Below are 23168 nucleotides of genomic sequence, written 5' to 3'. Positions count from 1 at the left end.
TGTCGCGAAAGGCCTGCGCAGCAGGCCCGCCGATCTCAATCCCGCTTGACCAGCCCCGGCAACTGCGCCACCAGCTTCTGGTTGTTGAACGGCGCACGAATGAACCCGCGCTGGCGACCATCCGGGCCGACGATGGCCAGGTTACCGCTGTGATCCACGGTATACCCCGGCTTGCTGGTGTCGGCCGGAATGAACGGGATGCTCAAGGCATTGGCCAACTTCTGGGTATCCTCGATCGACCCCGCCACCCCGACGAAATCCTTGTCGAAATAGCCCAGGTACTGCTTGAGCTGGTTCGGCGTGTCGCGGTGCGGGTCGACGCTCACCAGCACCACCTGCAGACGCTCCAGCGCCTCCTTGGGCAGCTCGCTCTTGACCTGGCGCAGCTGGGCGAGGGTGGTCGGGCAGATGTCCGGGCAGTAGGTGTAGCCGAAGAACAGCAACGACCACTTGCCCTTGAGCTGGTCCAGCGCCAACGGCTGGCCGTTCTGGTCGGTCATGCTCACGTCCGGCACGGTACGGCTCTGCGGCAGCAGGATGATGCCGGCGTCGATCAGTTCGGTGGGGTTCAACTGACCGCGGTCGTTGAGCACCTTGTTGACGGTCAGGCCCATGATCAGCGCGACCAGGGCAACGAGGATGAAGACGGTTTTCTGGGTTCGGGTCATAGGTTCAGCAACAGGTAGTGGTCAACGAGCAACGCGATGAACAGGGCGAACAGGTAGCCGATAGAGTACTTGAACGTGCCAATCGCCGCGTGCGGCCGGGTGCCACGGTACAACACCCAGGCCCACTGCAGGAAGCGCAGGCCCAACCCCAGGGCACAGGCCAGGTAGAGCGGGCCGCTCATGTGGATGGCATACGGCAGCAGGCTCACGGCCAGCAGAATCAAGGTGTACAGCAGGATATGCAGGGCGGTGTAGCGCTCGCCATGGGTCACCGGCAGCATGGGAATATCGGCCTTGGCGTACTCGGCCTTGCGGTGGATGGCCAGGGCCCAGAAGTGCGGTGGGGTCCAGGCGAAGATGATCAGCACCAGCAGCAATGGCTCGGCGCTCACATGACCGCTCACCGCCACCCAGCCGAGCAATGGCGGGGCCGCCCCGGCCAGGCCGCCAATCACGATGTTCTGCGGCGTGGCACGCTTGAGATAGCCGGTGTAGAGCACCGCATAGCCCAACAGCGAGGCCAGCGTCAGCCAGGCGGTGAGGGGGTTGGTGAACACCAGCAGCAGGCCCATCCCCGCCAAGGCCAGCAGCAGGGCGAACAGCAAGGCCGGCAGTGGCGCGACCCGGCCCTGGGCCAATGGACGCTTGTGGGTGCGGGCCATCAGCGCGTCGATGCGCCGGTCCAGCACGTGGTTGACCGCCGCCGCGCCCCCCGCGCACAAGGCGATGCCGAGGTTGCCGAACAGCAGCACGCTCCAGGCCACGCCCGCGCGGGTGGCGAGGAACATGCCCACCAGCGAGGTGATCAGCATCAGCACCACCACCTTGGGTTTGGTCAGCTCCATGTAGTCGCGCCAACCGGCGCGTGGGCTATCCGTGCTCAGAAGCGTCGCCACGAGTCGTTCCTCATGTGATGGGAAATGCCCACGCTGGTGATCGGCCGCAGGCGCCAGCCATGGCCCACGCGCACCTTGTCGGCCACGCGGATGCGGTAGTTCACCAGCACCATGCTCAGCAGCAGCAGGGCGCCCCCGGCGTTGTGCGCCACGGCCACGCCCAGCGGCAGGTGCAGCAGCACATTGCTGATGCCAAGGCTCAGTTGCAGCGCCAGGGCCAGCAGCACCAGGCGGGCCAGGCCGCCCTGAGCGTGGCGATGCAGCTTCCAGGCAAGCATCAGCAGCACCGCCGTGACCATCAACGCGCCAAGGCGGTGGCTGAGGTGAATGGCCGTGCGCGCATCGCTGTCCAGTTGCCCGCCCAGGTAGTTGGGCCCGACGTGCTGGGTCAGGTGGAAGCCGTTGCTGAAGTCCGCCGCCGGCCACCACTGGCCATGGCAGGTGGGCAGGTCGATGCAGGCAACGGCAGCGTAATTGGCGCTGACCCAGCCGCCCAGGGCGATCTGCCCGATCACTACCAGCAGCGCCAACGCGGCGATCCGGCGCAGGCTCAGCGGCAGCTTCGACAAAGGCGCAAAGGCCCGGGATAGACGCAGCGATAACAGGAACAACAGGCTCAGGGTGGTGAACCCACCGAGCAGGTGGGCGGTGACCACCTGCGGCCAGAGCTTCAGGGTTACCGTCCACATGCCGAACGCCGCCTGTGCCAGCACCACCCCCAGCAGCAACAGCGGCAGGCGGTACGGCTGGCCGTCGCGGGCATGCCGGCGCACGGCCTGGAAGGCAAGCAGGGCGATCACCAGCGCCAGGGTGCCGGCGAAATAGCGATGGGTCATCTCCGCCCAGCCCTTGGCCGCTTCCACCGGGTGCTCGGGGAAGTGCTGCTCGGCATGGGCCAGCTGGGCTGCGCTTTTCGGCACGCCGATGAAGCCATAGCACCCCGGCCAGTCGGGGCAACCCAGGCCGGCGTGGGTCAGCCGCGTGTAGGCGCCGAGCAACACCACCAGCAGCGCCAGCAGGGTGGCGAACACAGCGAGGCGGAATCCGGGTCTGGCCATGACAGCCTCCTAGCCGATGTTGGACAGCTTGAGCAGGTGGCGCAGGTCATCCAGCACCTGCTTGCCATTGACCTTGGCGTCGTAGCGCAGCACCAGGTTGCCGTGGGGGTCGACGATCCACAGTTGCGGGCCGGGTTCGACCACCTTGGCGCGATAGCGCGCGGCATCCAGCGGGTAGCGCTGCAACTGTGGGTATTCGCGGCCCAGCAGCGCCAGGTAGTCCGCCGTCAGTGGCTGGGCGGCGGCCAAGGCATGGCTGGCGCGGCTGGCATCGCGGCCCAGGCCGATCTGGATCTGCCGGGCCAGGTACACCAGTTGCTGGCAGTCCTGCGCGCAGGCCTGCGGCGCGCTGACCAGCAGTTGCCAGCGCGATTCCTGGGCATCGATGCCGATATCGGCGCGGCCCTGGCCATTGCCGATCATCGCCCCGTGGTAGCTGCGTCCTTCCGGCACCCAGAACTGGAGCTTGTACATGCTGGTGGCGAGGATCATCGGCCCGAGCACGACGAACAGGATCAGCAACAGCTGCAAGCGCCCGCGGGCTCGGGGCTTGCCAGCTTCAGGCGTGTCCAGTGGACGCGTGGCGACGGCCATGGCGGTTCTCCTTGTCGTTGTGATGCCAGCCGAAATAGAGGTAGAGCAGCACCAGGGCGCTGGCCAGGGCGAACCACTGCACGGCGTAGCCCAGGTGCTTTTCCGGGCCCATCGCCACCACCGGCCAATCCAGCCGGTAGGTGGCCGGGCCCGCTTGCAGGCGCAGTTCATGGGCAAAGCCGTCGCGGCCCAACTGCTGCCAGAGCGTGCTCGGGTCGACGGCGGTGAGCAGTTGCGGCCACTGGCCGCTGGTGGGGTCGGGGTGCAACTGGAAGGTCTTGCCCGGGGCGACATAGACCGAGGCGTCGAGGGTCAGGGCGCGCTCGGGCGTGTCGAAGTGGACCGGTACGCGGCGATCCGGCCAAGGCAGCCAACCGCGGTTGACCAGCAGCCAGCGGCCGCTGGCCTGGTCGTGAAACGGTTGCAGCAGCTCGACGCCGGCCTTGCCGTCGCGCATCTGGTTATCCAGCAACAGGCTGTGCTCGCCGTCGAAGCGGCCCTGCAGGTGCACCGCCTGGAATGCGGGGTCCGGCAACTGCTGCAGTTGCGCCACGGCCACCGGCGCCTGGGCCTGGCGCGCGGTGTAGGTGTCCAGCAACAGGCGCTTCTCATCGGCCCGGCGCAGTTGCCAGCAGCCAAGCGCGATCAGCCCAGGCAGCAGCGCAAGCACCACCAGGGTCGGCACCAGCCCGGGGCGAAACGGCTTCACCGCGGCCCCGCGAGGTCGAGCGCTATACTTGTCCTCATCACTGCATCCCCCCGGAGTTTCGCCATGCTCAAGGCCGCGATTGTCCTGATGCTGCTGGCCACCATCGCCAGCCTGTTCAGTGGCCTGGTGTTCCTGGTCAAGGACGACGACCAGTCGACCCGCCTGCTCAAGGCCCTCACCCTGCGCGTCACCCTCGCCACCCTGACCATTGGGCTGGTGGCCTGGGGCTTGATCAGTGGGCAACTGGTGTCGCACGCGCCGTTCTGAAATACCTCGATCCTTGTAGGAGCGGCCTTGTGTCGCGAAAGGGCTGCATAGCAGCCCCGGCGATTGCGCATGGAGCCGAGATCCTGGGGCCAGCGCCGCCCTTCAGAGCACATACACAAAGATGAACAACCCCACCCACACCACATCGACGAAGTGCCAGTACCAGCTGGCCGCCTCGAACCCGAAATGCTTGTCCGGGTTGAAATGCCCGCGCAGCACCCGGCAGAACATCACGAACAGGATCAAGGTGCCCAAGGTCACGTGGGCACCATGGAACCCGGTAAGCATGAAGAACGTCGCCCCGTAGATCCCCGACCCCAGGGTCAGCCCCAGCTCGTTGTAGGCCTCGTGGTACTCGTAGGCCTGCAGCACGAGAAACGCGATCCCCAACAGGATGGTCAGCCCCAGCCACAGTTTCAGCGCGCCACGGTGCCCTTTGCGCAGGGCATGGTGGGCGATGGTCACGGTGACACTGGAACTCACCAGCAGGATGGTGTTGATCAGCGGCAGGTGCCACGGGTCGATCACCTCCTTGGGCGGCGGGAACAGCTTCGGGTCGGGCGTGTGCAACAACGGCCAGACGAACTCGAAGTTGGGCCAGAGCATATGCGCCACGCCCTTGTCCCCTTCGCCTCCCAGCCACGGCCCGGCCAGCACCCGCACGTAGAACAGCGCGCCGAAGAAAGCCAGGAAGAACATCACCTCGGAGAAGATGAACCAGCTCATGCCCCAGCGGAACGAGCGGTCCATCTGCGCGCTGTACAACCCGGCGTGGCTCTCCTTGACCACCGCGCCGAACCAGCCGAACAGCATGTACGCCAGGAACAGCCCGCCGACGAAGAAGATCAGCGGCCCGTGGGATTCCGGGTGGCCGGCCTTGAGGTCGTTGAACCAGGTGCCCAGGCCGAACACGGTGATGAACAGGCCGATCGTGGCGATGATCGGCCACTTGCTCTGCGCCGGGACGTAGTAGTGCTCGTGGCTTGCCATGGCGGATCTCCTTCCCTCAACGGGCGCCCGCGGTCGCGGCGACCGGGGGGTGGCGAGCGGTGATGTCGAACAAGGTGTAGGCCAGTGTCAGATGTTTCACCGCGTCCGGCAGGTCGCGGTCGACGATGAAGCGCACCGGCATCTCGATGCGCTCGCCGGGCTGCAGCACCTGCTGGGTGAAGCAGAAGCACTCGGTCTTGTGGAAGTACGCCGCCGCCTCGGCCGGGGTGATGCTGGGGATGGCCTGGGCACTCATGGGTTTGTCGGTGGGGTTGCGGGCGATGAAGATCATCTGGTTGACCCCCCCGGGGTTGACCTCGAGCTGGTCGGCGGTGGAATGGAACTCCCAGCTCATGTCGCCGGCGTTGGTCGACATGAACTGCACCCGCACCGAGCGCGACGGGTCGCTGACCTGGCTGCCGGCGTACTGCCCGCCGGTCTTGCCGTTGATGCCGAAGGCCTTGCACATCACGTCGTAGATCGGCACCAGGGCAAAACCGAAGGCGAACATCACCACCGTCAGCATCAGCAGGCGGGTGACCAGGCGTCTGAGCGACAGGCCGTCCATGGGCAGGCTCCTACTTCACGTCCGGCGGGGTCTGGAAGGTGTGGTAGGGCGCCGGCGAGGGCACCGACCATTCCAGGCCCTCGGCGCCATCCCAGGGCTTGGCCGGGGCCGGCGCGCCACCACGGATGCACTTGATGACGATGAACAGGAAGAACACCTGCGTGGCCCCGAAGATGAACGCGCCGATCGACGAGACCATGTTGAAGTCGGCGAACTGCAGGTTGTAGTCGGGGATACGCCGCGGCATGCCGGCCAGGCCGACGAAGTGCATGGGGAAGAAGGCCAGGTTCATGCCGACGAACGACAGCCAGAAGTGCAGCTTGGCCAGGGTTTCGTCGTACATGTGCCCGGTCCACTTGGGCAGCCAGTAGTAGGCCGAGGCAAAGATGCCGAAGATCGCTCCGGGCACCAGCACATAGTGGAAGTGCGCCACCACGAAGTAGGTGTCGTGGTACTGGAAGTCGGCCGGGGCAATGGCCAGCATCAGCCCTGAGAAGCCGCCGATGGTGAACAGGATGACGAAGGCGATGGCGAACAGCATTGGCGCTTCGAAGGTCAGCGAGCCTTCCCACATGGTGCTGACCCAGTTGAACACCTTCACCCCGGTGGGCACCGCAATCAACATGGTGGCGTACATGAAGAACAGCTCGCCGACCACCGGAATGCCGACCACGAACATGTGGTGGGCCCAGACGATGAACGACAGGAAGGCGATCGCCCCGGTGGCGTAGACCATCGAGGTGTAGCCGAACAGCGGCTTGCGCGAGAACGCCGGGATGATCGAGCTGACCGCGCCGAAGGCCGGCAGGATCATGATGTACACCTCGGGGTGGCCGAAGAACCAGAACACATGCTGGAACAACACCGGGTCGCCGCCGCCGGCGGCACTGAAGAAACTGGTGCCGAAATGAATGTCCATCAGCATCATGGTCACCACCCCGGCCAGCACCGGCATCACTGCGATCAGCAAAAACGCGGTGATCAGCCAGGTCCAGACGAACAGTGGCATCTTCATCAGGGTCATGCCCGGGGCGCGCAGGTTGAGAATGGTGGCGATCACATTGATCGCGCCCATGATCGAGCTGATGCCCATCAGGTGGATGGCGAAGATGAAGAAGGTCACGCTGGCTGGGGCGTAGGTGGTCGACAGCGGCGCGTAGAAGGTCCAGCCGAAGTTCGGCCCGCCGCCGGGGCTGAACAGGGTCGAGACCAACAGCAGGAACGCCGCCGGCAGCAGCCAGAAGCTGAAGTTGTTCATCCGCGGCAGGGCCATGTCGGGCGCGCCGATCATCAGCGGGATCATCCAGTTGGCCAGGCCGACGAAGGCGGGCATCACCGCGCCGAACACCATGATCAGCCCGTGCATGGTGGTCATCTGGTTGAAGAACGCAGGCTCGACGATCTGCAAGCCGGGCTGGAACAGCTCGGCGCGTATCACCATGGCGAACGAGCCGCCGAGCAGGAACATACAGAAGGCGAACCACAGGTACATCGTGCCGATGTCCTTGTGGTTGGTGGTCAGCACCCAGCGCATCAGGCCCTTGGCCGGGCCGTGGGCGTGCTCATGGCCGGGGGCGTGGTCGTCGATCACTGCACTCATGTCCTGTCTCCTGCAATCCGTTGATTGCCGCGAGTGAGCCGGTTCATTGGCCTTCGGCCTGCTTGAGCGCCAGCACGTCCTTCGGCGTGACCATGTCGCCCTTGTTGTTGCCCCAGGCGTTGCGCTCGTAGGTGACCACGGCGGCGATATCGACTTCCGAGAGCTGCTTGCCGAAGGCGGCCATGGCGGTGCCCGGCTTGCCGTGGAAGACGATGCCCAGGTGGCCTTCCTTCGGCCCGGTGGCGATCTTCGAGCCCTTGAGCGCCGGGAACATGGGCGGCAGGCCCTGGCCCTCGGCCTGGTGACAGGCCACGCAGGTGGTGTGGTAGACCTTGTCGCCGCGCTCGACCAGCTCTTCGAGCGTCCATTCCTTGCTGGTCAGCTCCTTGAGCTTGGCGGCCTCGGCCTTGCGCTCGCCAAGCCAGGTGTCGTAGTCGGCCTTGGACTTGACCTCGACCACCACCGGCATGAAGCCGTGGTCCTTGCCGCACAGTTCGGTGCACTGGCCGCGGTAGATGCCGGGCTTCTCGATACGCGTCCAGGCCTCGTTGACGAAGCCTGGGATGGCATCACGCTTGACCGCGAAGGCCGGCACCCACCAGGAGTGGATCACGTCGGCGGCGGTCACCAAAAAGCGCACCTTGGCCCCCACCGGCAATACCAGCGGCTGGTCCACTTCGAGCAGGTAGTGCTCATCCTTGGGCGCCTTGTTGTGAATTTGATCGGCGGGGGTAGCCAGGTTGCTGAAGAATTCGACGTCCTGGCCCAGGTACTTGTAGTGCCACTTCCACTGGTAGCCGGTGACCTGGATATCGATGTCCGACTCGCTGGCGTCGTAGATGTCGATCAGGGTCTTGGTTGCCGGGATGGCCATGGCCACGAGGATCAGGAAGGGCACCACGGTCCAGAGGATCTCGACCCAGGTATGCTCGTGGAAGTGCGCCGGTTGCTGGCCGGTGGAGCGGCGATGGATGACCATCGACCAGAACATCGCGCCGAACACCACGATGCCGATGATCACGCAGATCCAGAAGATGGTCATGTGCAGGTCGAACACGGCGTGGGAGACGTCCGTCGCCCCGGGGGCCATGTTCACCGTCCATGCGGCGTGTGCCTGTCCGAATACCGACCACAGCAACAGGCCCATCCAGACATGTGGATGTCGCATCATTGCGGGTTCCCCTTATCGTTCTTGTAGTCCCGGAGGCGTGGACGACCTGCTACGACAAAGGGGGGAACGGCGGCCAAGACTGCCTGGCTTCGACGACCGAGCCCCCTGCTAAAGGCAGTCGGGCCTCATCAACGAATCACGTTTCACCGGGAGTATAGCCACCGACCAATGGCGCGCAACGCAGGGCATGAAATCAACTTCATGAAACCAAACGTTTGCGCTGAAAGCCCCATGAATACTGGGCTCTGGCACAATGATGGCATAGTGATATAGCGAATTTCCTACACGTGTCTCAGTGATATAACAAATGCGTCTTAGCCATTCTCGTAAGCAAGCTAACTTAGTGTCTTCCGTTTGTAACGCCTTGTCCCTGGAGTTGTCATGAACATCGCTGCTGTACGCGAGCAGATCGAAAATGCCCATCAACACGAACGCCAGACCGGCCAATTGAAGCAACGCCTCGAACAGCAACTGCCGCATTTGCATCCTTCGATTCAGCTACCCCAGCAGGACGCACAGGGTACCTTGGCGCGCTTCGTCGGCGCCTATATCAACGAGGTACCGGAACTGCTCGAAGCCGCGCACACAGTGGCAGTCGAGGCCGGTATCGAGTCGCAGATCAAACCGGTGCTGAAGATCGCCGAAGCCTACTTCCTGCAGCCGCCGAGCGTGATGGCCGGCCAGGTCGGGCTGGACTGCCTGCTGGACGAGGCCTACCTGGCCCATCGCCTGGTGGAGGAGGTCAACGACCTGTATATCCGCCACCTGAAGCAGCCGTTGATCCCGGTGGACACCACCGTCGCCAACCTGATCGCCCACCAGCTGATCGGCGAGACCTTCGCCAACCAGCTAGATGAGGTGGTGCATCACTCGGTGGACGAAATGCTCAGCGAGGAGAGCTTTGCCGTGGAGTCGGTGGAGGCCTACCGCGACAAGCTGTCGAGCCCGGCCACTGGCCAGGCCTGGAAGCGCTGGCCGTGCCTGTCGCGCCAGCTGGGTGTGGAGTTGGGGCAATCGGCCTGAGTAACCTGCGATATCGCCGGGGCTGCTGCGCAGCCCTTTCGCGACACAAGGCCGCTCCTACAAGAGATCGCGTTCCCTTGTGTCGCGAAAGGGCCGCAAAGCGGCCCCGACAATGCGTCAGGCTAAACCCCAACCCCCGCCGTCGTGCGCAACCGTCCCTCGACCCGCCGCTTCAACCGCCGCTGCTCAAGCACCAGCCGCGTGCCCTTGGCCGCCTGGCTGCGCCCCCAGTCTTCCAGCAGTTCCAGGCAGGCATGGTCGATGTAGCTCAGGTTGCCCAGCGGTACATGCAGCGTGGTCCCAGGTGGCACGTCATCGAGCACCTGGGTCAGCGCCGGCACCTTGAGAAAAGTCGCCGCGCCGCTCAGGCGCAGTTCCATGTGCCCCGGCTCGCCCAGGCTCACCAGGGCAATCTTCAACCGCGCCGCCTTCAACGCCAGTTTCAGCAAGGTGAGGGCAAAGCCCAGCAGCACACCGCTCAGCAGGTCGGTGAAGATGATCGCCAGCGCCGTCGCCGCATAGGTGAACATCGGCATCCGTCCATATCGGCCCAACCCCCGGAACGCCTTGAAGTCGACCAGCTTCACGCCGGTATAGACCAGCACGCCGGCCAGGCTGGCCACCGGAATCTGCTGCAGCAAGCTGCCCAGCACCACCACGAACGCCAGCAGCCACAGGCCATGCAGGATCGCCGAGGCGCGGGTCTGTGCGCCGGCCTGCACATTGGCCGAGCTGCGCACGATCACCCCGGTCATCGGCAGCGCACCGAGCACGCCGCACAGCATGTTGCCGATGCCCTGTGCCGACAGCTCGCGGTCGAAGTCCGAACGTTGGCCACTGTGCATGCGGTCCACCGCCGCCGCCGACAACAGGGTTTCGGCGCTGGCGATGAAGGCCAGGGCGAAAGCGGCCACCAGCAGGCTCGGGTCGGCCAGCGCCAGCAGGTCGTCCGGGCGCAACCAGTCGATGGCCTCGGACAAGTCGGCCGGCACTTGCACGCGGTTGACCGGCAGCGCCAGCCACAGGCTGATGGCCGTCATTGCCGCCACCCCGAGCAAGGCCCCCGGCACGCACCGCAACCGCTGCGGCCGCCAGCGCTCCCAACCCCACATGATGGCAATGGTACCCAGGCCCAGGGCGCCGGCCTGCCAGCCATTGCCCGCGCTTTCCAGCGGCAGGGCCGCAGCCAGTGTCGCAGGGAAACCCAGCAGGTTATCCACACCTGAAGGTTGCGGCGCCGAGTCGAACATCACATGCACCTGGGACAGCACGATCAGCACGCCGATACCGGCGAGCATGCCGTACACCACCGCCGGTGCCGTCACCCGGAACCAGCATCCCAGGCGCAGGCGCCCGGCCAGCAGTTGCAACAGGCCGGCCAGCAGCAGGATCGGCCCGAGCATGGCCACGCCGTGCTGGCGCACCAGCTCGAACACCAGCACCGCCAGGCCCGCGGCCGGGCCGCTGACCTGCAGCGGCGAGCCCGCCAGGAAGCCCACCACGATACCGCCGATGATGCCAGTAATCAGGCCCTTGGCCGGCGGCATGCCGGAGGCGATGGCGATGCCCATGCACAAGGGCAGGGCGACCAGGAACACCACCACCGAGGCCAGCAATTCGCGCGGCAATGCCGCTTTGATCTGTGTCTTGTTCACCATGACGCTCCTTTCTCAAGTTGACGGCCATTCCTCTGGCCGCAGGCACGGGGATCCCTGACTCGCGCGCAGGCGCGGGCCGCCAGCACGCTTGCCGGCAAGGTGTCCAGGGAAGTTCAAGGCAGGCGAAGGCCGCGCCGCACCCATCGGGTGCAGCCGGCAATCAAGGTTGTTGCAGCGTGGTCGGGCCGCTTAGTAGCGGCCTCTCGGAGTAGCGGAGGGGATCGACTCGCCGGCCGTCAGCGGCATGAAGCGGTCGCTGGCAGCATCGTAGGCTTCGATCTGGCTGGTTTCGATGTCGTAGATCCAGCCATGGATATGCAGCTGCCCGGCCGCCAGGCGCGAGGCCACCGATGGGTGGGTGCGCAGGTGATGCAGCTGGGCGATGACGTTTTCCTTGGTCAGCAGTTGCATGCTTTCGTGCTCGCTGCCGCAGGAGCAGTTGTCCTCGATCACCGTGCGCGCGACTTCGGCATGGCGCAGCCAGGCGGCAACGGTCGGCATCTTGTCCAGCGAATGCGGGTTGAGCACCGCACGCATGGCGCCGCAGTCGGAGTGGCCGCAAATGATGATGTGGTGCACGCCCAGGGCTAGTACCGCGTATTCGATGGCACTGGATACGCCACCGTTCATCTGCCCATAAGGCGGTACGACGTTGCCGACGTTACGGGTGACGAACAGATCGCCCGGCGAGCTCTGGGTGATCAGCTCGGGGACGATGCGCGAGTCGGCGCAGGTGATGAACATGGCGCGCGGCTTCTGCGCGGTGGCCAGCTTCTTGAACAGCTCCTGCTGCTCGGGGAAGACTTCGGTGTGGAACCGCAGGAAGCCGTCGACGATATGCTTCATGGCGGCTTCGGCGCTTTCGGCGGGCGCAGCCGGGACGACCTTGGAGGGGTCCTTGACGGGCATGATTCATCCTCTTGGCGGTTTGTTGAAAGTGAATGCCATGTTACCGGGGAAAGATTGCAGTGACGCGGGGATTTAGATGACACGCACGGGTAAATAATCACAGTCACTGCGGACTGATGACTTACGCTAGCGTAGGAAACTTAACTGAAACTTAATTGCGAACACTCTGGAACTGGCGTCCTAGAGCGGTTTGGCGGGATCTGGATAATAGCAAAAAAGCATCAGTTGCCAAGAGTCATGAGCTGAATTACCGGCTTACTTTAGTTGAACTGATGCTGCCGCGGTGCGGAGGTACAGCCACTGGCACCTGGTGACCGCTCCCGACACCGCCTCAAAACAAAGAAACCGCTCTAAGACGCGCTTTCCGACGGCATCCATGTCGCTCTTCCGATTTCTTTGGAGCATTTCGCCAGTATAGGATGCGCGTCCTTCATCTGCGCCAGACACGGATCGTCATGCCCCTTCGCAACACCTTGCTCCACACCATCTTCCTGAGTTGCCTGAGTGTCTGTCCGGCGCTGCTCGCCGATCCAAGCTCGGCTCACGCCTGTTGCACCACTTGATCCACCTGCCGCTGGCCTACTTCCAGGCCCGCCGGGTCGGCGACTCGGTGGCGCGGGTGCGCGAGCTGGAGAACATCCGCAACTTCCTCACCGGCAACGCCATCACCTTGGTGATGGAAGTGTTGTTCTCGGTGGTGTTCATCGCCGTGATGTTCTACTACAGCGGCTGGCTGACCTTGGTGGTGGTGGCTTCGCTGCCGCTCTACGCGCTGGTTTCGCTCCTGATCACACCGGTGCTGCGCCAGCGCCTGCAGGACAGCTTCAACCGTGGCGCCGAGAACCAGGCGTTCCTGGTACGCCAGCGCGCCTGCGCGGGTCCGCGATATCGTGGCGGGTAACGGCCAGCACTTGTCGGACCGCAATGTCGAGCAGCTGGTCCAAGCCATGGCGGCGTTCGCGCCGCCCGGCGCGACCACCAGCAGCTTTGACGCGGCGCAGGCGCAGGCCTTGCAGCCGGTACTGGCCGCCAACTGGCGCTGACGCCCGGTACCTGGAGGCTTGCGAGCCTCCAGGTACCGGCATCCTGATCAAAACAACGCCATCTGCCCGCCTGGCGGGCAGAAGGCGCTGCAGTCCAGCGCCAACCCGTCCCGTCCTTCGAACCCCAGCCGCCTGGCCGCCTTGCGAAAGCGCTGCGCCAGCAGCTCGGCAAAGACCCCTTCGCCGCGCATTCGCGCCCCAAACCGGCTGTCATACAGCTCGCCGCCCCGGCTCTGCCGGATCAGGCTCAGCACATGCGCGGCCCGCTGCGGGTAGTGATCGTGCAGCCACTGCTCGAACAACGGTGCCACCTCCAGCGGCAAGCGCAGCATCATGTACGCCGCGCTCTGCGCGCCGGCCTCCTTCGCCGCCTCCAACAGATGCTCCAGCTCGCTGTCGTTGATCATCGGAATCATTGGCGAACACAGCACGCCCACCGGCACCCCGGCCTCACGTAGCACGCGGATCGCCCGCAGTCGCGCCTTGGGCGCCGCTGCCCGTGGCTCCAGGGTGCGCTTGAGTTCGTCGTCGAGAGTAGTCAGGCTGATCATCACCCGCGCCAGGCGTTGGCTGGCCAGTTCGGCCAGCAGGTCGAGGTCGCGCAGCACCAGCGAGCCCTTGGTGACGATGGTCACCGGGTGGCGGTAGCGCAGCAGCACCTCCAGCAGGCGCCGGGTCAGCTGCTGGTCGCGCTCGATGGGCTGGTAAGGGTCGGTGTTGGAACCCAGGTTGATCGGCGCACAGACATAGCCCGGCTTGCTCAGCTGTTGCTCGAGCACCTCGGCGGCGTTGGTCTTGGCGATCAGCTTGGTCTCGAAATCCAGGCCGGGGGAGAGGTCCCAATAGGCATGGCTGGGGCGGGCGTAGCAGTAGATGCAACCATGCTCGCAGCCACGATAGGGATTGATGGCACGGTCGAAAGGCAGGTCGGGCGAGGTGTTGCGGCTGATGATGGTCCTGGCCGCTTCGACTCGCACTTCGGTGCCTTGGGTGGACGGAACCTCCTGGTGCCACCCGTCGTCCTCCACCACCGACAGGCGTGGGGCGAAGCGGTTGTGCGGGTTGTGAACCGTGCCACGGCCTCGTTGCGGTGCTGGCGGAATCATGAGCGGCCCCCTTGTACTGTGTTTTTATACAGTACAAGGGGTTCAAGCAAACGGCCAGCGCCTTCGGTCAGCTCAGGCCATGCCAGGCGAGGAAGGCATCAGCGTTCGGCTCGCGGCCCAGGAACGCGCGCAGGCCTTCTTGCAGCGGGCGGGCAGCACCGCTGTCGAGTAGCGCCACTTGCAAGGCCGCACCGCTGGCCCGATCCAGCAGGCCATCGCGCTGGAACCGGGTGAACAGGTCGAAAGCCTGCACGTCCGACCAGATATAGGCGTAGTACCCGGCAGCGTAGTAGCCCAATAGATGGTCGAAGGCATGCGCCGGATGCTCATGTTCCTCCAGCGGCCAGTAGCCACATTGCCCACGCGCCTCGTCCAGACGTTGACGCAGGCTTCTACCGTCACTGGGCGTGGCGTGCAGGTCAAGGTCGAACAAGCCCAGGGCAATATCGCTGGCGGCCTGGTCGAAAGCCGCGCCCCGCAGGCTGAGCAAAAAGGCCTGCAACGGCTCGCGCTCGATTGCCCGACCATCATCCTTGTGCGCCGAGATCCCCGCCAGGTAGTCCGCATCCCAGGCCCAGCGCTCGAACAGCTTGCTGAACACCTCGACCCCGTCCGCGCCCAGGTTGGTCACACCCGACGCCACGTGAGTGGTGGTGCGTACCAGCAGATGATGCACGGCATGCCCGAACTCATGGAACAGTTTGAGCAGGCTGGTATGGTCCAGTAGCGCAGGGCTACCCTGTGGAACATCGGCGAAAATCATCACCACGCCAGGGTGAAAGCGCCCCTCGGCATCCACTCTGCGGTTACAGATGTAGCGTGTCTCGACCAGGTCAGGTTGTTTGCCCGGGTACTGCTCGGCATCGATGTAGCAGTAACCCACCAAGGCATGCTCGAGCCACACTTCGAATGCTCTGACGCTTGGGTGCCATACCGCCAGGGTGCCGGGCGTTGCTTCGGCGACCAGCCGCAGCCCGAACAGCTTCTGCACCAGCTCGACCAGCGCGTCGATCACTTTCGGCAATGGGAAGAACTCTCGGACGGCATCCTGGGTGAGCAACTGGCTGGCCTGGCGTTCGAGGGTTTGCACATAACGCCGATCCCAAGGTTGCAGGGTGCCGAGCCCATGCTGGCGTGCCTGCCCCTGCAATGCCTCGCGCCGCTTGATCATCAGCGGTTTCATGCGCGCCGCCAAGTCATGCAGGAAGCGCCGCACCTGCTCCAGGTTACCGGCGCTCTTGGCGCGCAAGCTCAGCGCCGGGTAGTCGGCAAAGCCCAGCAAGCGCGCCTTCTTTTCACGCTGCAGGGCCAGGTTGACCAGGTGGGTGCCATTGTCCTGCTGCGCATCGCTGCTGACGCCACGCTGATGGTGGCGACGATAGACCGCCTCGCGCAGGCTGCGGTCGGCGGCCTGATCGAGCACCGCGTGGGTCGAGCTGACATCGGCGCCAATCAGCCAACCCGACTTGCCTTGGAGCCTGGCCTGCGCCGCCAGGGCTGCGCGCATCCCCTCGGGCAGCCCTGCCAGCAAGGCGGGATCGCTGACTTGAGTGCCTGGCAGCTGCATGTTTTCGCCAAACATACCGGCGAGCTCCTGGATTTTTTCGTTGATCTGCGCAAGCTCCGCCTTGCCTGCCTCATCCAGCTGCGCGCCGTGCCTGACGAAGGCATCGCGGTACCACTGCAAGGTGGCACGCTCATGGGCATCGAGGTTCATGCCCATGCGCACTGCCAGCTTGTGGTACAGGCCTCGTAACACTGAACTGGCCAGTTTTTCATCGAAACGGCTAAGCAATTGCCGATAAAAATCGTTGATCAGGTTCGTCCAATCCTCGCCTTTGTAGGTGAGGGGCGAAGCCGCCAATAGGACGGCATTGAGCTGTGCATCCAGCTCATCTATTGCCAGGACCAGGTCATCCCAGGTCGGCAGTTCACGTTGCTGCTCGATGATCCGGGCAATGCCATCGCGATGGGCCGTGAGGGCATGGGCAAACGCCTCGCGGGCGTTGACCAGGGTCACCGCGGCGTAGTCGACAGGCGTGGCGCTGGGTTGCAGGAGGGGGTTGACGGAAGACATGGGGACCATCTCGCTCAGTTGAAGGTCTGGCGAGCATGGATGGCCACCTGGCGTCGGGTGCGTTGCACACCTACTACCCGGTACCGCGAAAAACAGGCGGCCCGGGCATCACGCCCGGACCGCATGACGGCCTTACTCGGCCGGTTTCTTCAGCTTCGGATTGGGGAAGAACTGCACGGTCTGCACCTTGGCCGGCGCCGCCTTCGGCGCCAGGTGGTTGACCCGCGTGCCCAGCTCCGAAGGCACCGACAGCCCCTGTTCGTTGAGGGTGTCGGTGAACCCGCAGGCCACGCACTCGCGGTGCGGCACGCCGTCCTCGTTCCACATCATCAGCTTGTCCATCTCGCTGCACGCCGGGCATACCGCCCCGGCGATGAAGCGGCGCTTGCTCTTGCTCACGGCTACCTCGCTCATGCCGCGGCGTCCTCGCTGAGGCCGCTGTGGCGCAACAATGCATCGATGGAAGGCTCACGGCCACGGAAGTCGACGAACAGCACCATCGGCTCGCGGGAGCCGCCACGGGCCAGGATGGCCTCGCGGAACGCGCGACCGGTTTCGGCATTGAGCACGCCTTCTTCCTCGAAGCGCGAGAAGGCGTCGGCTGACAGCACTTCGGCCCATTTGTAGCTGTAGTAGCCCGCCGCGTAACCGCCGGCGAAGATGTGCGCGAAGCTGTTGGGGAAGCGGTTGTAGGCCGGCGGGCGCATCACCGAGACTTCGTCGCGTACGCCCTCGAGCACTTGCAGCACGCCGCGGCCATCGCCGTGGGTGGCGTGCAGCTCGAAGTCGAACAGCGAGAACTCCAGCTGGCGCACCATCATCATGCCGGACTGGAAGTTCTTCGCCGCCAGCATCTTGTCCAGCAGGTCCTGGGGCAGTGGCGCGCCGGTCTCGAAGTGGCCGGAGATCAGCGCCAGGCCTTCAGGCTCCCAGCACCAGTTCTCCATGAACTGGCTCGGCAGTTCCACCGCGTCCCAGGCCACGCCGTTGATACCGGACACGCCGGCATGCTCGATGCGGGTCAGCAGGTGGTGCAGGCCATGGCCGAACTCGTGGAACAGGGTGGTGACTTCGTCGTGGGTGAGCAGCGCTGGCTTGCCAGGCGCGGCCGGGGTGAAGTTGCACACCAGGTTGGCCACCGGGCTCTGCAGCGCGCCCGCGGCGGTGCGACGACGGTCGCGGGCGCCATCCATCCAGGCGCCGCCGCGCTTGTTGGCACGGGCGTAGAGGTCGAAGAAGAAGCGCCCGACATGCTGGCCGTTTTCCTTGATCTCGAACAGGCGCACGTCCGGATGCCAGCTGTCGAAGCCCTTGAGCTCGGCGATCTCGATGCCGTACAGGCGCTGCACGATGCTGAACAGGCCGCCCAGCACCTTGTCGATCGGGAAGTAGGCGCGCAGCGCTTCCTGCGACACGCTGTAGCGTTGCTCGCGCAGCTTCTCGCCGAAGTAGCCGGCGTCCCAGCTGGCCAGCTCGGCGGTGCCCTGTTCGGCGGCATAGGCCTTGAGCTGCTCCAGGTCCTGGGCGGCAAACGGCTTGGAACGCTTGGCCAGGTCACGCAGGAAGCTCAGCACCTGGTCGCTGGATTCGGCCATCTTGGTGGCCAGGCTCAGTTCGGCGAAGTTCGGGTAGCCCAGCAGCTTGGCCAACTCCTGGCGCAGGTCGAGGATCTCTTCCATCACCGGGCCGTTGTCGAACTGGCCGGCGTTCGGGCCCTGGTCGGAGGCGCGGGTGCAGTAGGCGGCGTACAGTTCTTCGCGCAGGGCGCGGTCGCTGGCGTAGGTCATCACCGCGTAGTAGCTGGGGAATTCCAGGGTGATCAGCCAGCCGTCGAGGCCCTTGGCCTGGGCCGCGGCGGCCATCTGCGCCTTGGCCGAGTCGGTCAGGCCGGCCAGCGCGGCTTCGTCGGTGACGTGCTTGGTCCAGGCCTGGGTGGCGTCGAGCAGCTGGTTGGAGAAACGGCTGCCCAGTTCGCTGAGCTTGCTCTGCACTTCGGCATAGCGCTGCTGCTGCTCGGCCGGCAGGTCGATGCCCGACAGGCGGAAGTCGCGCAGGGCGTGATCGAGGATGGTCTTTTGCGCCACGTCGAAGCCTGCGGCTTCGGGGCTGGCGGCCAGGGCCTGGTAGGCTTCGAACAGGGCACGATTCTGCCCCAGTTCGGTGGAATAGGCGCTCAGGGCCGGCAGGCACGCTTCATAGGCCTCGCGCAGCGCCGGGCTGTTGCACACCGCGTTGAGGTGGCTGACCGGGCTCCAGGCGGCGCCCAGGCGGTCGTTCAGTTCGTCCATGGCCAGCACCAGGCCGGCCCAGGTCGGGTTCTTGCCCTGCTGTTCGAGGATCTCGGCGATAGCCTTGCGGTTGTCGGCGAGGATCTGCTCGATCGCCGGCAGCACATGCTCGGGGCGAATGGCCGAGAAGGGCGGCAGATCATGGGACTGCAGCAGCGGGTTGTTCGTACTCACGGTTCGGGTACCTTGGCAGGAGAAACACAGGACCATCTTAATTACAATCGACGCCGACCGCAGCAGGCAGCCCGCCTATCGGCATTGCAGAGGAACACTATCATGGCCATCCGCACGTTCCAGGCCCACACGCCAAAAGTTGGACCGCGCGCCTTCGTCGACCGTTCGGCAGTGGTCATCGGCGATGTCGAGCTCGGCGAAGACAGTTCGGTGTGGCCGCTGACGGTGGTGCGCGGCGACATGCACCGCATCCGCATCGGCGCGCGCACCAGTGTGCAGGATGGCAGCGTGCTGCACATCACCCATGCCGGGCCGTTCAATCCCGACGGTTTCCCGCTGATCATCGGCGACGAAGTGACCATCGGTCACAAAGTCATGCTGCATGGCTGTACCCTGGGCAACCGCATCCTGGTTGGCATGGGCAGCACGGTCATGGACGGCGCCATCGTCGAAGACGAGGTGATCATCGGTGCCGGCAGCCTGGTGCCGCCGGGCAAGCGCCTGGTCAGTGGCTACCTGTACATGGGCAGCCCAGTGAAGCAGGTGCGCCTGCTGAGCGAGCAGGAGCACGCGTTCTTCGCCTACAGCGCCGGCAACTACGTCAAGCTCAAGGACCAGCACCTGGCCGAAGGCTACGACCAGTAACGCCCGCGTATACCTCGTTGCAGGAGCAGGGCAAAGCCATTGCCTGCACGAAGGCCAACCGATACAGAGACCACCATGCACCAGCAAAACATCCTCTTCGACCTCGACGGCACCCTGACCGACCCCCGCGAGGGCATCACCCGCTCGATCCAGTACGCCCTGGCCAAGCTGGGCATCGACGAACCGGACCTCACCCGCCTCGAACACTTCATCGGCCCGCCACTGCTGCAGGCCTTCATGCAGTTCTACGGCTTCGACCAGGCCAAGGCGTGGGAAGCGTTGAACCTCTATCGCGAGCGTTTCAAGGTCACCGGGCTGTACGAAAACCTGCTGTTCGACGGCGTGCCCGAGCTGCTGCAGGCCCTCAGCGACCAAGGTCGCACGCTGTACATCGCCACCTCCAAACCGTGGCAATACGCCCGCGAGATCGCCCGGCACTTCGCCTTCGACCATCACTTCAAGGTGATCTACGGCAGCGAGCTGGACGGTACCCGCACCAACAAGGTCGAGCTGATCCGCCACCTGCTGGACGAGGAAGGGCTGGACCCGGCACAGAGCTTGATGATCGGCGACCGCAAGCATGACCTGATCGGCGCACGCAGCAATGGCTTGCAGGCGGTGGCGGTGGGCTATGGGTTCGGCAGCCGGGAAGAACTGCAGGCCGAGACGCCAGCGTTCCATTTCGAGACGCTGGCTGAATTGCACCAGGCCTTTATGCGCTGAGCTCTTCGCGGGGTAAGTCGCAGCGCCAGTTCACCGCTGCGACTAGCCCGGCGATGGCATCAGACGCTGCAACTGCGCCTTGCGCCTATCAATGGGCATCCGCCCCAATTCTTCGACTCGCTGGTAAAACCGCAGCCAATCTTCACCAACATCCTTGAACAGCTGGGAAAACGCCGGAACCCACTGATCATAAAGCCCAAACGGCAACAACTTGGCATTGTTCATCGGCCCATAGATCCAGGCATCGAAGCGCCGATCCCCGGCCCAATCCCGATCCCGCACCTCGCGGTATTCCCGGCGCAACCGCTCGAACTCCGCCTGCTTGGCCAGCCGCTTGCCCGGATCATCCAACGGCCCGGCATAGATCGCCTGCAAGCGCTCGCGGCTGGCCAATACCAGGCGAATGAACTGCTCGCGCTGCGCGCCGCTGCCGGCCTCGGTCGCTGCCAGGCCACGCGCGGCCCGCCATTGCCGCGTACCCTCCTGCTCGACGAAGGAGGCGAACGACTCGTTGAACGCGGTATCGTCCTGCACATAGAACCGCTGGTGCGCCAGCTCGTGGAAGATCACCGTGGCCAGGCGCTCGTCGCCCCAGCCGACCATGCTCGACAGGATCGGGTCGTCGAACCAGCCCAGGGTGGAATAGGCCTCGACGCCGCCGACGTAGACATCCAGCCCGTCCGCCCGCAGCAACGCCGCCGCGCCGCGGGCCGCCCCCTGCTGGTAATAGCCGCGGTAGGCCACGCAACCGGCAATCGGGAAGCAGTGGGTCACCGGTTGCAGCGAAAGCTCCGGGGTGGCGAACAGGTTCCACACCACATAGGGCCGGCCCAGGTCGGCGTATAGCCGATAGCTGCGGTTGTCCGGCAGCTTGAGCTGCTCGCTGGCAAATACCCGGGCCTGTTGCGCCACTTGCAGGTGCTGGCGCAGCAGCGGGCCGGTGGCCGGGTCGGCGATCACCTTGTCCACCGGCTGCCGGGCCCGCAGCAGTTGCCACTGCCCCTCGGCCAGCTGGCCGTAGTAAGCCAGGCTGGAGCAACCGCTCAGCAGGACGCCCAGGGCAACGGGAACCAAGCCGGTGAAAACGCGGTCCAGAGCCCGACGGCTGCAGCGCATGAAAAGAAAAAGTCCAAACATCGAGGCTGTCTATCTCGCTCGTCGGCCGAATGCGACCAAGACTATCTTGCCCAGGGGGAGCTTTGCCATGCGTACTCTGTTTGCCGTCGGCACACTCATGCTGCTGTCCGGTTGTGCCACCTTGCCCGACCCCGATCCGAACCAGGCCTGGGTCGACCTCGCCCCCGGCGACAACGATTCGCTGCACGCCGTCCAGGTCGACGAACGCGCCTGGGCCGATACCCGCTATTTCGAAGTGCAGCCCGGCAATCACGAACTGACCGTGCGCTACCAGTTCCCCGTGGCCCCGAGCAATATCGGCCCGGTCGCGCAGCCCTTGTGGCGCGACTGCCAGCTCAACCTCAGCTACAAGGGCTTCAGCGCCGGACAGCGTTATCAGATGCAGGCCGGCAGCATCGGTTTTCGCCCATGGATCAAGCTGTACGACCAGCAGCAGAAGCTGGTCGGCCAGGGCGAACCGGCAGGCTGCCAACGCACCTGAACGCCGCGAACGGCGCTATGCTTGTAGCCTGTGAACCGCGAGCGGGAGTTTCGCCATGCGCCAGCCCATGATGCTGATGGCCCTCAGTGCCCTGGGGGCTTGCGCCAGCCCCTTGCCTCCCGCCGACCCCGGCAAGGCCTGGATCGATATGTACACCATCACCCCCGGCCGCACCCTGATGGCCGACCGCCTCGACGGCCAGCGCCTGGACGATGGTCGCTATTTCCAGGTGACGCCGGGCAAGCATGAGCTGGTGGTGCGTTTCGACTACGAGATCTATGCCGGCGGTTTCAGCACCGACCCGACCGAACGCACCTGCTACCTCACCGTGCGCTTCAATGATTTCAAGGCTGGCGAGCGTTACCGCCTGGAGGCCCGGGCGCCAGCGATGCAGCCGCAAGTGCTGCTGTACGACGGCAAGCGCAAGGTGGTGGTGAACGAGCCTAGCAACGTGTTCTGCATTCCTTGAAAGCCGCCGTAGCCTGCGCCAGATACTGCGGCGCCTGGTTCGCCAGCCAGGCTGGCGCCTACAGGTAGAAGCGTGCCGGGGCTATCGATCGTTCTTTTGGTAGATGATTTTCTTCGTCCCGCCCTCGCAACTGCCCACGATCATGTTGGGGTCGCTGACCTCGGCGTTGGGCACGATTTCCAGCGTGTAGGAGCTGACCCCGCGCGCCTGGATCTTCGCCTCGATCTCGGCCTTCAATTCTTCGCACGGCTTGGGCGCGGCCAGTGCCGCCGTTGCCAGCAGGGAGGCCAGCACGACGAGGGTTACGCGAATCATGGGGAACGGCTCCTGGTAAGGCAGGCGGGCTGCCGACGCAGATTAGACTACAGCAATCGGCCGCCGTTGCGCCGCCTACGGCAGTAGCGTCGCCTCCAGGCTGATGGTCGCGTTGAGCACCTTGGACACCGGGCAACCGGCCTTGGCCTTGTGGGCGATTTCCTGGAACTGCGCCTCGCTGGCGCCCGGCACGCTGGCCTTGAGGGTCAGGTGCACCGCCGTGATGGCAAAGCCATCGGCCTGCTTGTCCAGGCTTACCTCGGCGTGGGTATCGATACGCTCCGCGGTGAAGCCCGCCTCACCGAGCATCATCGCCAGCGCCATGGAGAAGCACCCGGCGTGGGCGGCGCCGATCAGCTCCTCCGGATTGGTCCCGGGGCTGCCCTCGAAGCGGGTGTTGAAGCCATAGGGCGCCTGCTTGAGCGCGCCGCTTTCAGTGGATATCTGGCCCTTGCCATCCTTCAGGCCACCTTGCCAGACCGCCGATGCCGACTTTTTCATGCTGCCTCCTGGTCACAGGGTTTTGGTATGTAAGTTTCTGAGGACAGGGCCCACGCCAAGTTCAGATCAATCCATGACCAGGCATTGAATCCGCCGAA

25 protein-coding genes and 1 pseudogene are annotated in these 23168 nt (G+C 64.8%); 8 read left to right on the top strand and 18 right to left on the bottom strand.

Features of this window, described 5'->3' with window-relative positions; genetic code table 11:
• Nucleotides 1-35: 35 nt before the first annotated feature.
• Genes NJG22_RS04330 through NJG22_RS04310 form a run of 5 tightly spaced genes read right to left on the bottom strand, consistent with a single transcriptional unit; the run spans nucleotide 36 to nucleotide 3925 of the window.
• Nucleotides 36-668 (bottom strand): SCO family protein, encoded by a 633-nt coding sequence (locus NJG22_RS04330; protein WP_217851489.1) that lies wholly within the window; start codon nucleotides 666-668, stop codon nucleotides 36-38.
• Nucleotides 665-1564, bottom strand: coding sequence for a heme o synthase (cyoE, locus tag NJG22_RS04325; protein ID WP_253092847.1), 900 nt, complete (start codon nucleotides 1562-1564; stop codon nucleotides 665-667). The genes NJG22_RS04330 and cyoE overlap by 4 nt, the downstream gene beginning before the upstream one ends.
• A complete protein-coding gene (locus NJG22_RS04320) occupies nucleotides 1549-2622 on the bottom strand; it encodes a COX15/CtaA family protein (RefSeq protein WP_253092846.1) in 1074 nt (357 codons plus the stop codon). Before NJG22_RS04320 ends, cyoE begins: the two co-directional genes overlap by 16 nt.
• 9 nt (nucleotides 2623-2631) lie before the next feature.
• A complete protein-coding gene (locus NJG22_RS04315) occupies nucleotides 2632-3216 on the bottom strand; it encodes a hypothetical protein (RefSeq protein ID WP_253092845.1) in 585 nt (194 codons plus the stop codon).
• Nucleotides 3182-3925, bottom strand: coding sequence for an SURF1 family protein (locus NJG22_RS04310; protein ID WP_253092844.1), 744 nt, complete (start codon nucleotides 3923-3925; stop codon nucleotides 3182-3184). Before NJG22_RS04310 ends, NJG22_RS04315 begins: the two co-directional genes overlap by 35 nt.
• Before the next feature lie 63 nt (nucleotides 3926-3988).
• Between NJG22_RS04310 and NJG22_RS04305 the strand changes: the two genes are divergently transcribed.
• Entirely contained in the window at nucleotides 3989-4192 is a 204-nt protein-coding gene (locus NJG22_RS04305) for a twin transmembrane helix small protein (RefSeq protein WP_253092843.1), read from the top strand.
• A 102-nt stretch (nucleotides 4193-4294) separates the two neighbouring features.
• Here NJG22_RS04305 and NJG22_RS04300 read toward each other — a convergent pair whose 3' ends face one another.
• From NJG22_RS04300 to coxB, 4 genes are read right to left on the bottom strand one after another with little or no spacing between them, the layout of a single operon-like run.
• Complete coding sequence (locus tag NJG22_RS04300; protein ID WP_253092841.1) at nucleotides 4295-5182, bottom strand: cytochrome c oxidase subunit 3; 888 nt, start codon at nucleotides 5180-5182, stop codon at nucleotides 4295-4297.
• Nucleotides 5183-5198: 16 nt separating this feature from the next.
• Nucleotides 5199-5750 carry a cytochrome c oxidase assembly protein gene (locus NJG22_RS04295; protein WP_253092839.1) on the bottom strand — a complete coding sequence of 184 codons (552 nt, stop codon included), beginning with the start codon at nucleotides 5748-5750 and terminating at the stop codon, nucleotides 5199-5201.
• Between the two features lie 10 nt (nucleotides 5751-5760).
• The gene (ctaD, locus tag NJG22_RS04290; RefSeq protein ID WP_217851513.1) at nucleotides 5761-7350 is read right to left on the bottom strand and encodes a cytochrome c oxidase subunit I; all 1590 of its coding nucleotides are present in this window, start codon (nucleotides 7348-7350) and stop codon (nucleotides 5761-5763) included.
• A gap of 43 nt (nucleotides 7351-7393) precedes the next feature.
• Complete coding sequence (coxB, locus tag NJG22_RS04285; RefSeq protein WP_253092837.1) at nucleotides 7394-8521, bottom strand: cytochrome c oxidase subunit II; 1128 nt, start codon at nucleotides 8519-8521, stop codon at nucleotides 7394-7396.
• A gap of 381 nt (nucleotides 8522-8902) precedes the next feature.
• Between coxB and NJG22_RS04280 the strand changes: the two genes are divergently transcribed.
• Nucleotides 8903-9544, top strand: a complete 642-nt coding sequence (locus tag NJG22_RS04280) for a hypothetical protein (protein WP_217851517.1) — start codon at nucleotides 8903-8905, stop codon at nucleotides 9542-9544.
• A 122-nt stretch (nucleotides 9545-9666) separates the two neighbouring features.
• Here NJG22_RS04280 and NJG22_RS04275 read toward each other — a convergent pair whose 3' ends face one another.
• Nucleotides 9667-11202 (bottom strand): SulP family inorganic anion transporter, encoded by a 1536-nt coding sequence (locus NJG22_RS04275; protein WP_253092836.1) that lies wholly within the window; start codon nucleotides 11200-11202, stop codon nucleotides 9667-9669.
• A 189-nt stretch (nucleotides 11203-11391) separates the two neighbouring features.
• On the bottom strand, nucleotides 11392-12111 hold the full coding sequence (locus NJG22_RS04270) for a carbonic anhydrase (protein ID WP_253092833.1): 720 nt from the start codon (nucleotides 12109-12111) through the stop codon (nucleotides 11392-11394).
• Nucleotides 12112-12607: 496 nt separating this feature from the next.
• Between NJG22_RS04270 and NJG22_RS04265 the strand changes: the two are divergent.
• A pseudogene (locus NJG22_RS04265) lies at nucleotides 12608-12970 on the top strand (ABC transporter transmembrane domain-containing protein); the annotation flags it as partial.
• A gap of 52 nt (nucleotides 12971-13022) precedes the next feature.
• Nucleotides 13023-13154, top strand: a complete 132-nt coding sequence (locus NJG22_RS24545) for a hypothetical protein (protein WP_290444525.1) — start codon at nucleotides 13023-13025, stop codon at nucleotides 13152-13154.
• Nucleotides 13155-13201: 47 nt separating this feature from the next.
• On the opposite strand, the gene NJG22_RS04260 is transcribed toward NJG22_RS24545, so the two are convergent.
• The 4 genes from NJG22_RS04260 to prlC all read right to left on the bottom strand — a co-directional run bounded on the left by NJG22_RS04260 (nucleotide 13202) and on the right by prlC (nucleotide 18835).
• Entirely contained in the window at nucleotides 13202-14260 is a 1059-nt protein-coding gene (locus NJG22_RS04260) for a PA0069 family radical SAM protein (protein ID WP_253092831.1), read from the bottom strand.
• 67 nt (nucleotides 14261-14327) lie between these two features.
• Complete coding sequence (locus tag NJG22_RS04255; protein ID WP_253092829.1) at nucleotides 14328-16337, bottom strand: M3 family metallopeptidase; 2010 nt, start codon at nucleotides 16335-16337, stop codon at nucleotides 14328-14330.
• Nucleotides 16338-16469: 132 nt separating this feature from the next.
• Nucleotides 16470-16751: a YheV family putative zinc ribbon protein gene (locus NJG22_RS04250; RefSeq protein ID WP_217851525.1), complete on the bottom strand. Its 282-nt coding sequence runs from the start codon at nucleotides 16749-16751 to the stop codon at nucleotides 16470-16472.
• Entirely contained in the window at nucleotides 16748-18835 is a 2088-nt protein-coding gene (gene prlC / locus NJG22_RS04245) for an oligopeptidase A (protein ID WP_253092827.1), read from the bottom strand. The genes NJG22_RS04250 and prlC overlap by 4 nt, the downstream gene beginning before the upstream one ends.
• 66 nt (nucleotides 18836-18901) lie before the next feature.
• On the opposite strand from prlC, the gene NJG22_RS04240 reads away from it, so the two are divergent.
• Both NJG22_RS04240 and NJG22_RS04235 read left to right on the top strand, forming a co-directional pair.
• Entirely contained in the window at nucleotides 18902-19444 is a 543-nt protein-coding gene (locus NJG22_RS04240; protein ID WP_134689074.1) for a gamma carbonic anhydrase family protein, read from the top strand.
• Nucleotides 19445-19519: 75 nt separating this feature from the next.
• A complete protein-coding gene (locus NJG22_RS04235) occupies nucleotides 19520-20167 on the top strand; it encodes an HAD family hydrolase (protein ID WP_253092826.1) in 648 nt (215 codons plus the stop codon).
• A gap of 42 nt (nucleotides 20168-20209) precedes the next feature.
• Here the strand turns inward: NJG22_RS04235 and NJG22_RS04230 are convergent, their stop codons facing one another.
• Complete coding sequence (locus tag NJG22_RS04230) at nucleotides 20210-21283, bottom strand: aminopeptidase (RefSeq protein ID WP_253092824.1); 1074 nt, start codon at nucleotides 21281-21283, stop codon at nucleotides 20210-20212.
• An 88-nt stretch (nucleotides 21284-21371) separates the two neighbouring features.
• Here NJG22_RS04230 and NJG22_RS04225 point away from each other — a divergent pair, with 88 nt between their 5' ends.
• Nucleotides 21372-21785, top strand: a complete 414-nt coding sequence (locus NJG22_RS04225; protein WP_253092822.1) for a hypothetical protein — start codon at nucleotides 21372-21374, stop codon at nucleotides 21783-21785.
• Nucleotides 21786-21840: 55 nt separating this feature from the next.
• A complete protein-coding gene (locus NJG22_RS04220) occupies nucleotides 21841-22254 on the top strand; it encodes a DUF2057 domain-containing protein (RefSeq protein ID WP_253092820.1) in 414 nt (137 codons plus the stop codon).
• 81 nt (nucleotides 22255-22335) lie between these two features.
• Here NJG22_RS04220 and NJG22_RS04215 read toward each other — a convergent pair whose 3' ends face one another.
• Entirely contained in the window at nucleotides 22336-22569 is a 234-nt protein-coding gene (locus NJG22_RS04215; protein WP_253092818.1) for a DUF1161 domain-containing protein, read from the bottom strand.
• Between the two features lie 75 nt (nucleotides 22570-22644).
• On the bottom strand, nucleotides 22645-23070 hold the full coding sequence (locus NJG22_RS04210) for an OsmC family protein (protein ID WP_253092816.1): 426 nt from the start codon (nucleotides 23068-23070) through the stop codon (nucleotides 22645-22647).
• Between the last annotated feature and the right edge of the window lie 98 nt (nucleotides 23071-23168).

The sequence above is a fragment of the Pseudomonas sp. VA159-2 genome, from assembly GCF_024126635.1.
Classification (GTDB): Bacteria; Pseudomonadota; Gammaproteobacteria; order Pseudomonadales; family Pseudomonadaceae; genus Aquipseudomonas; species Aquipseudomonas muyukensis.
This window is presented reverse-complemented; position numbering and strand designations above follow the sequence as displayed.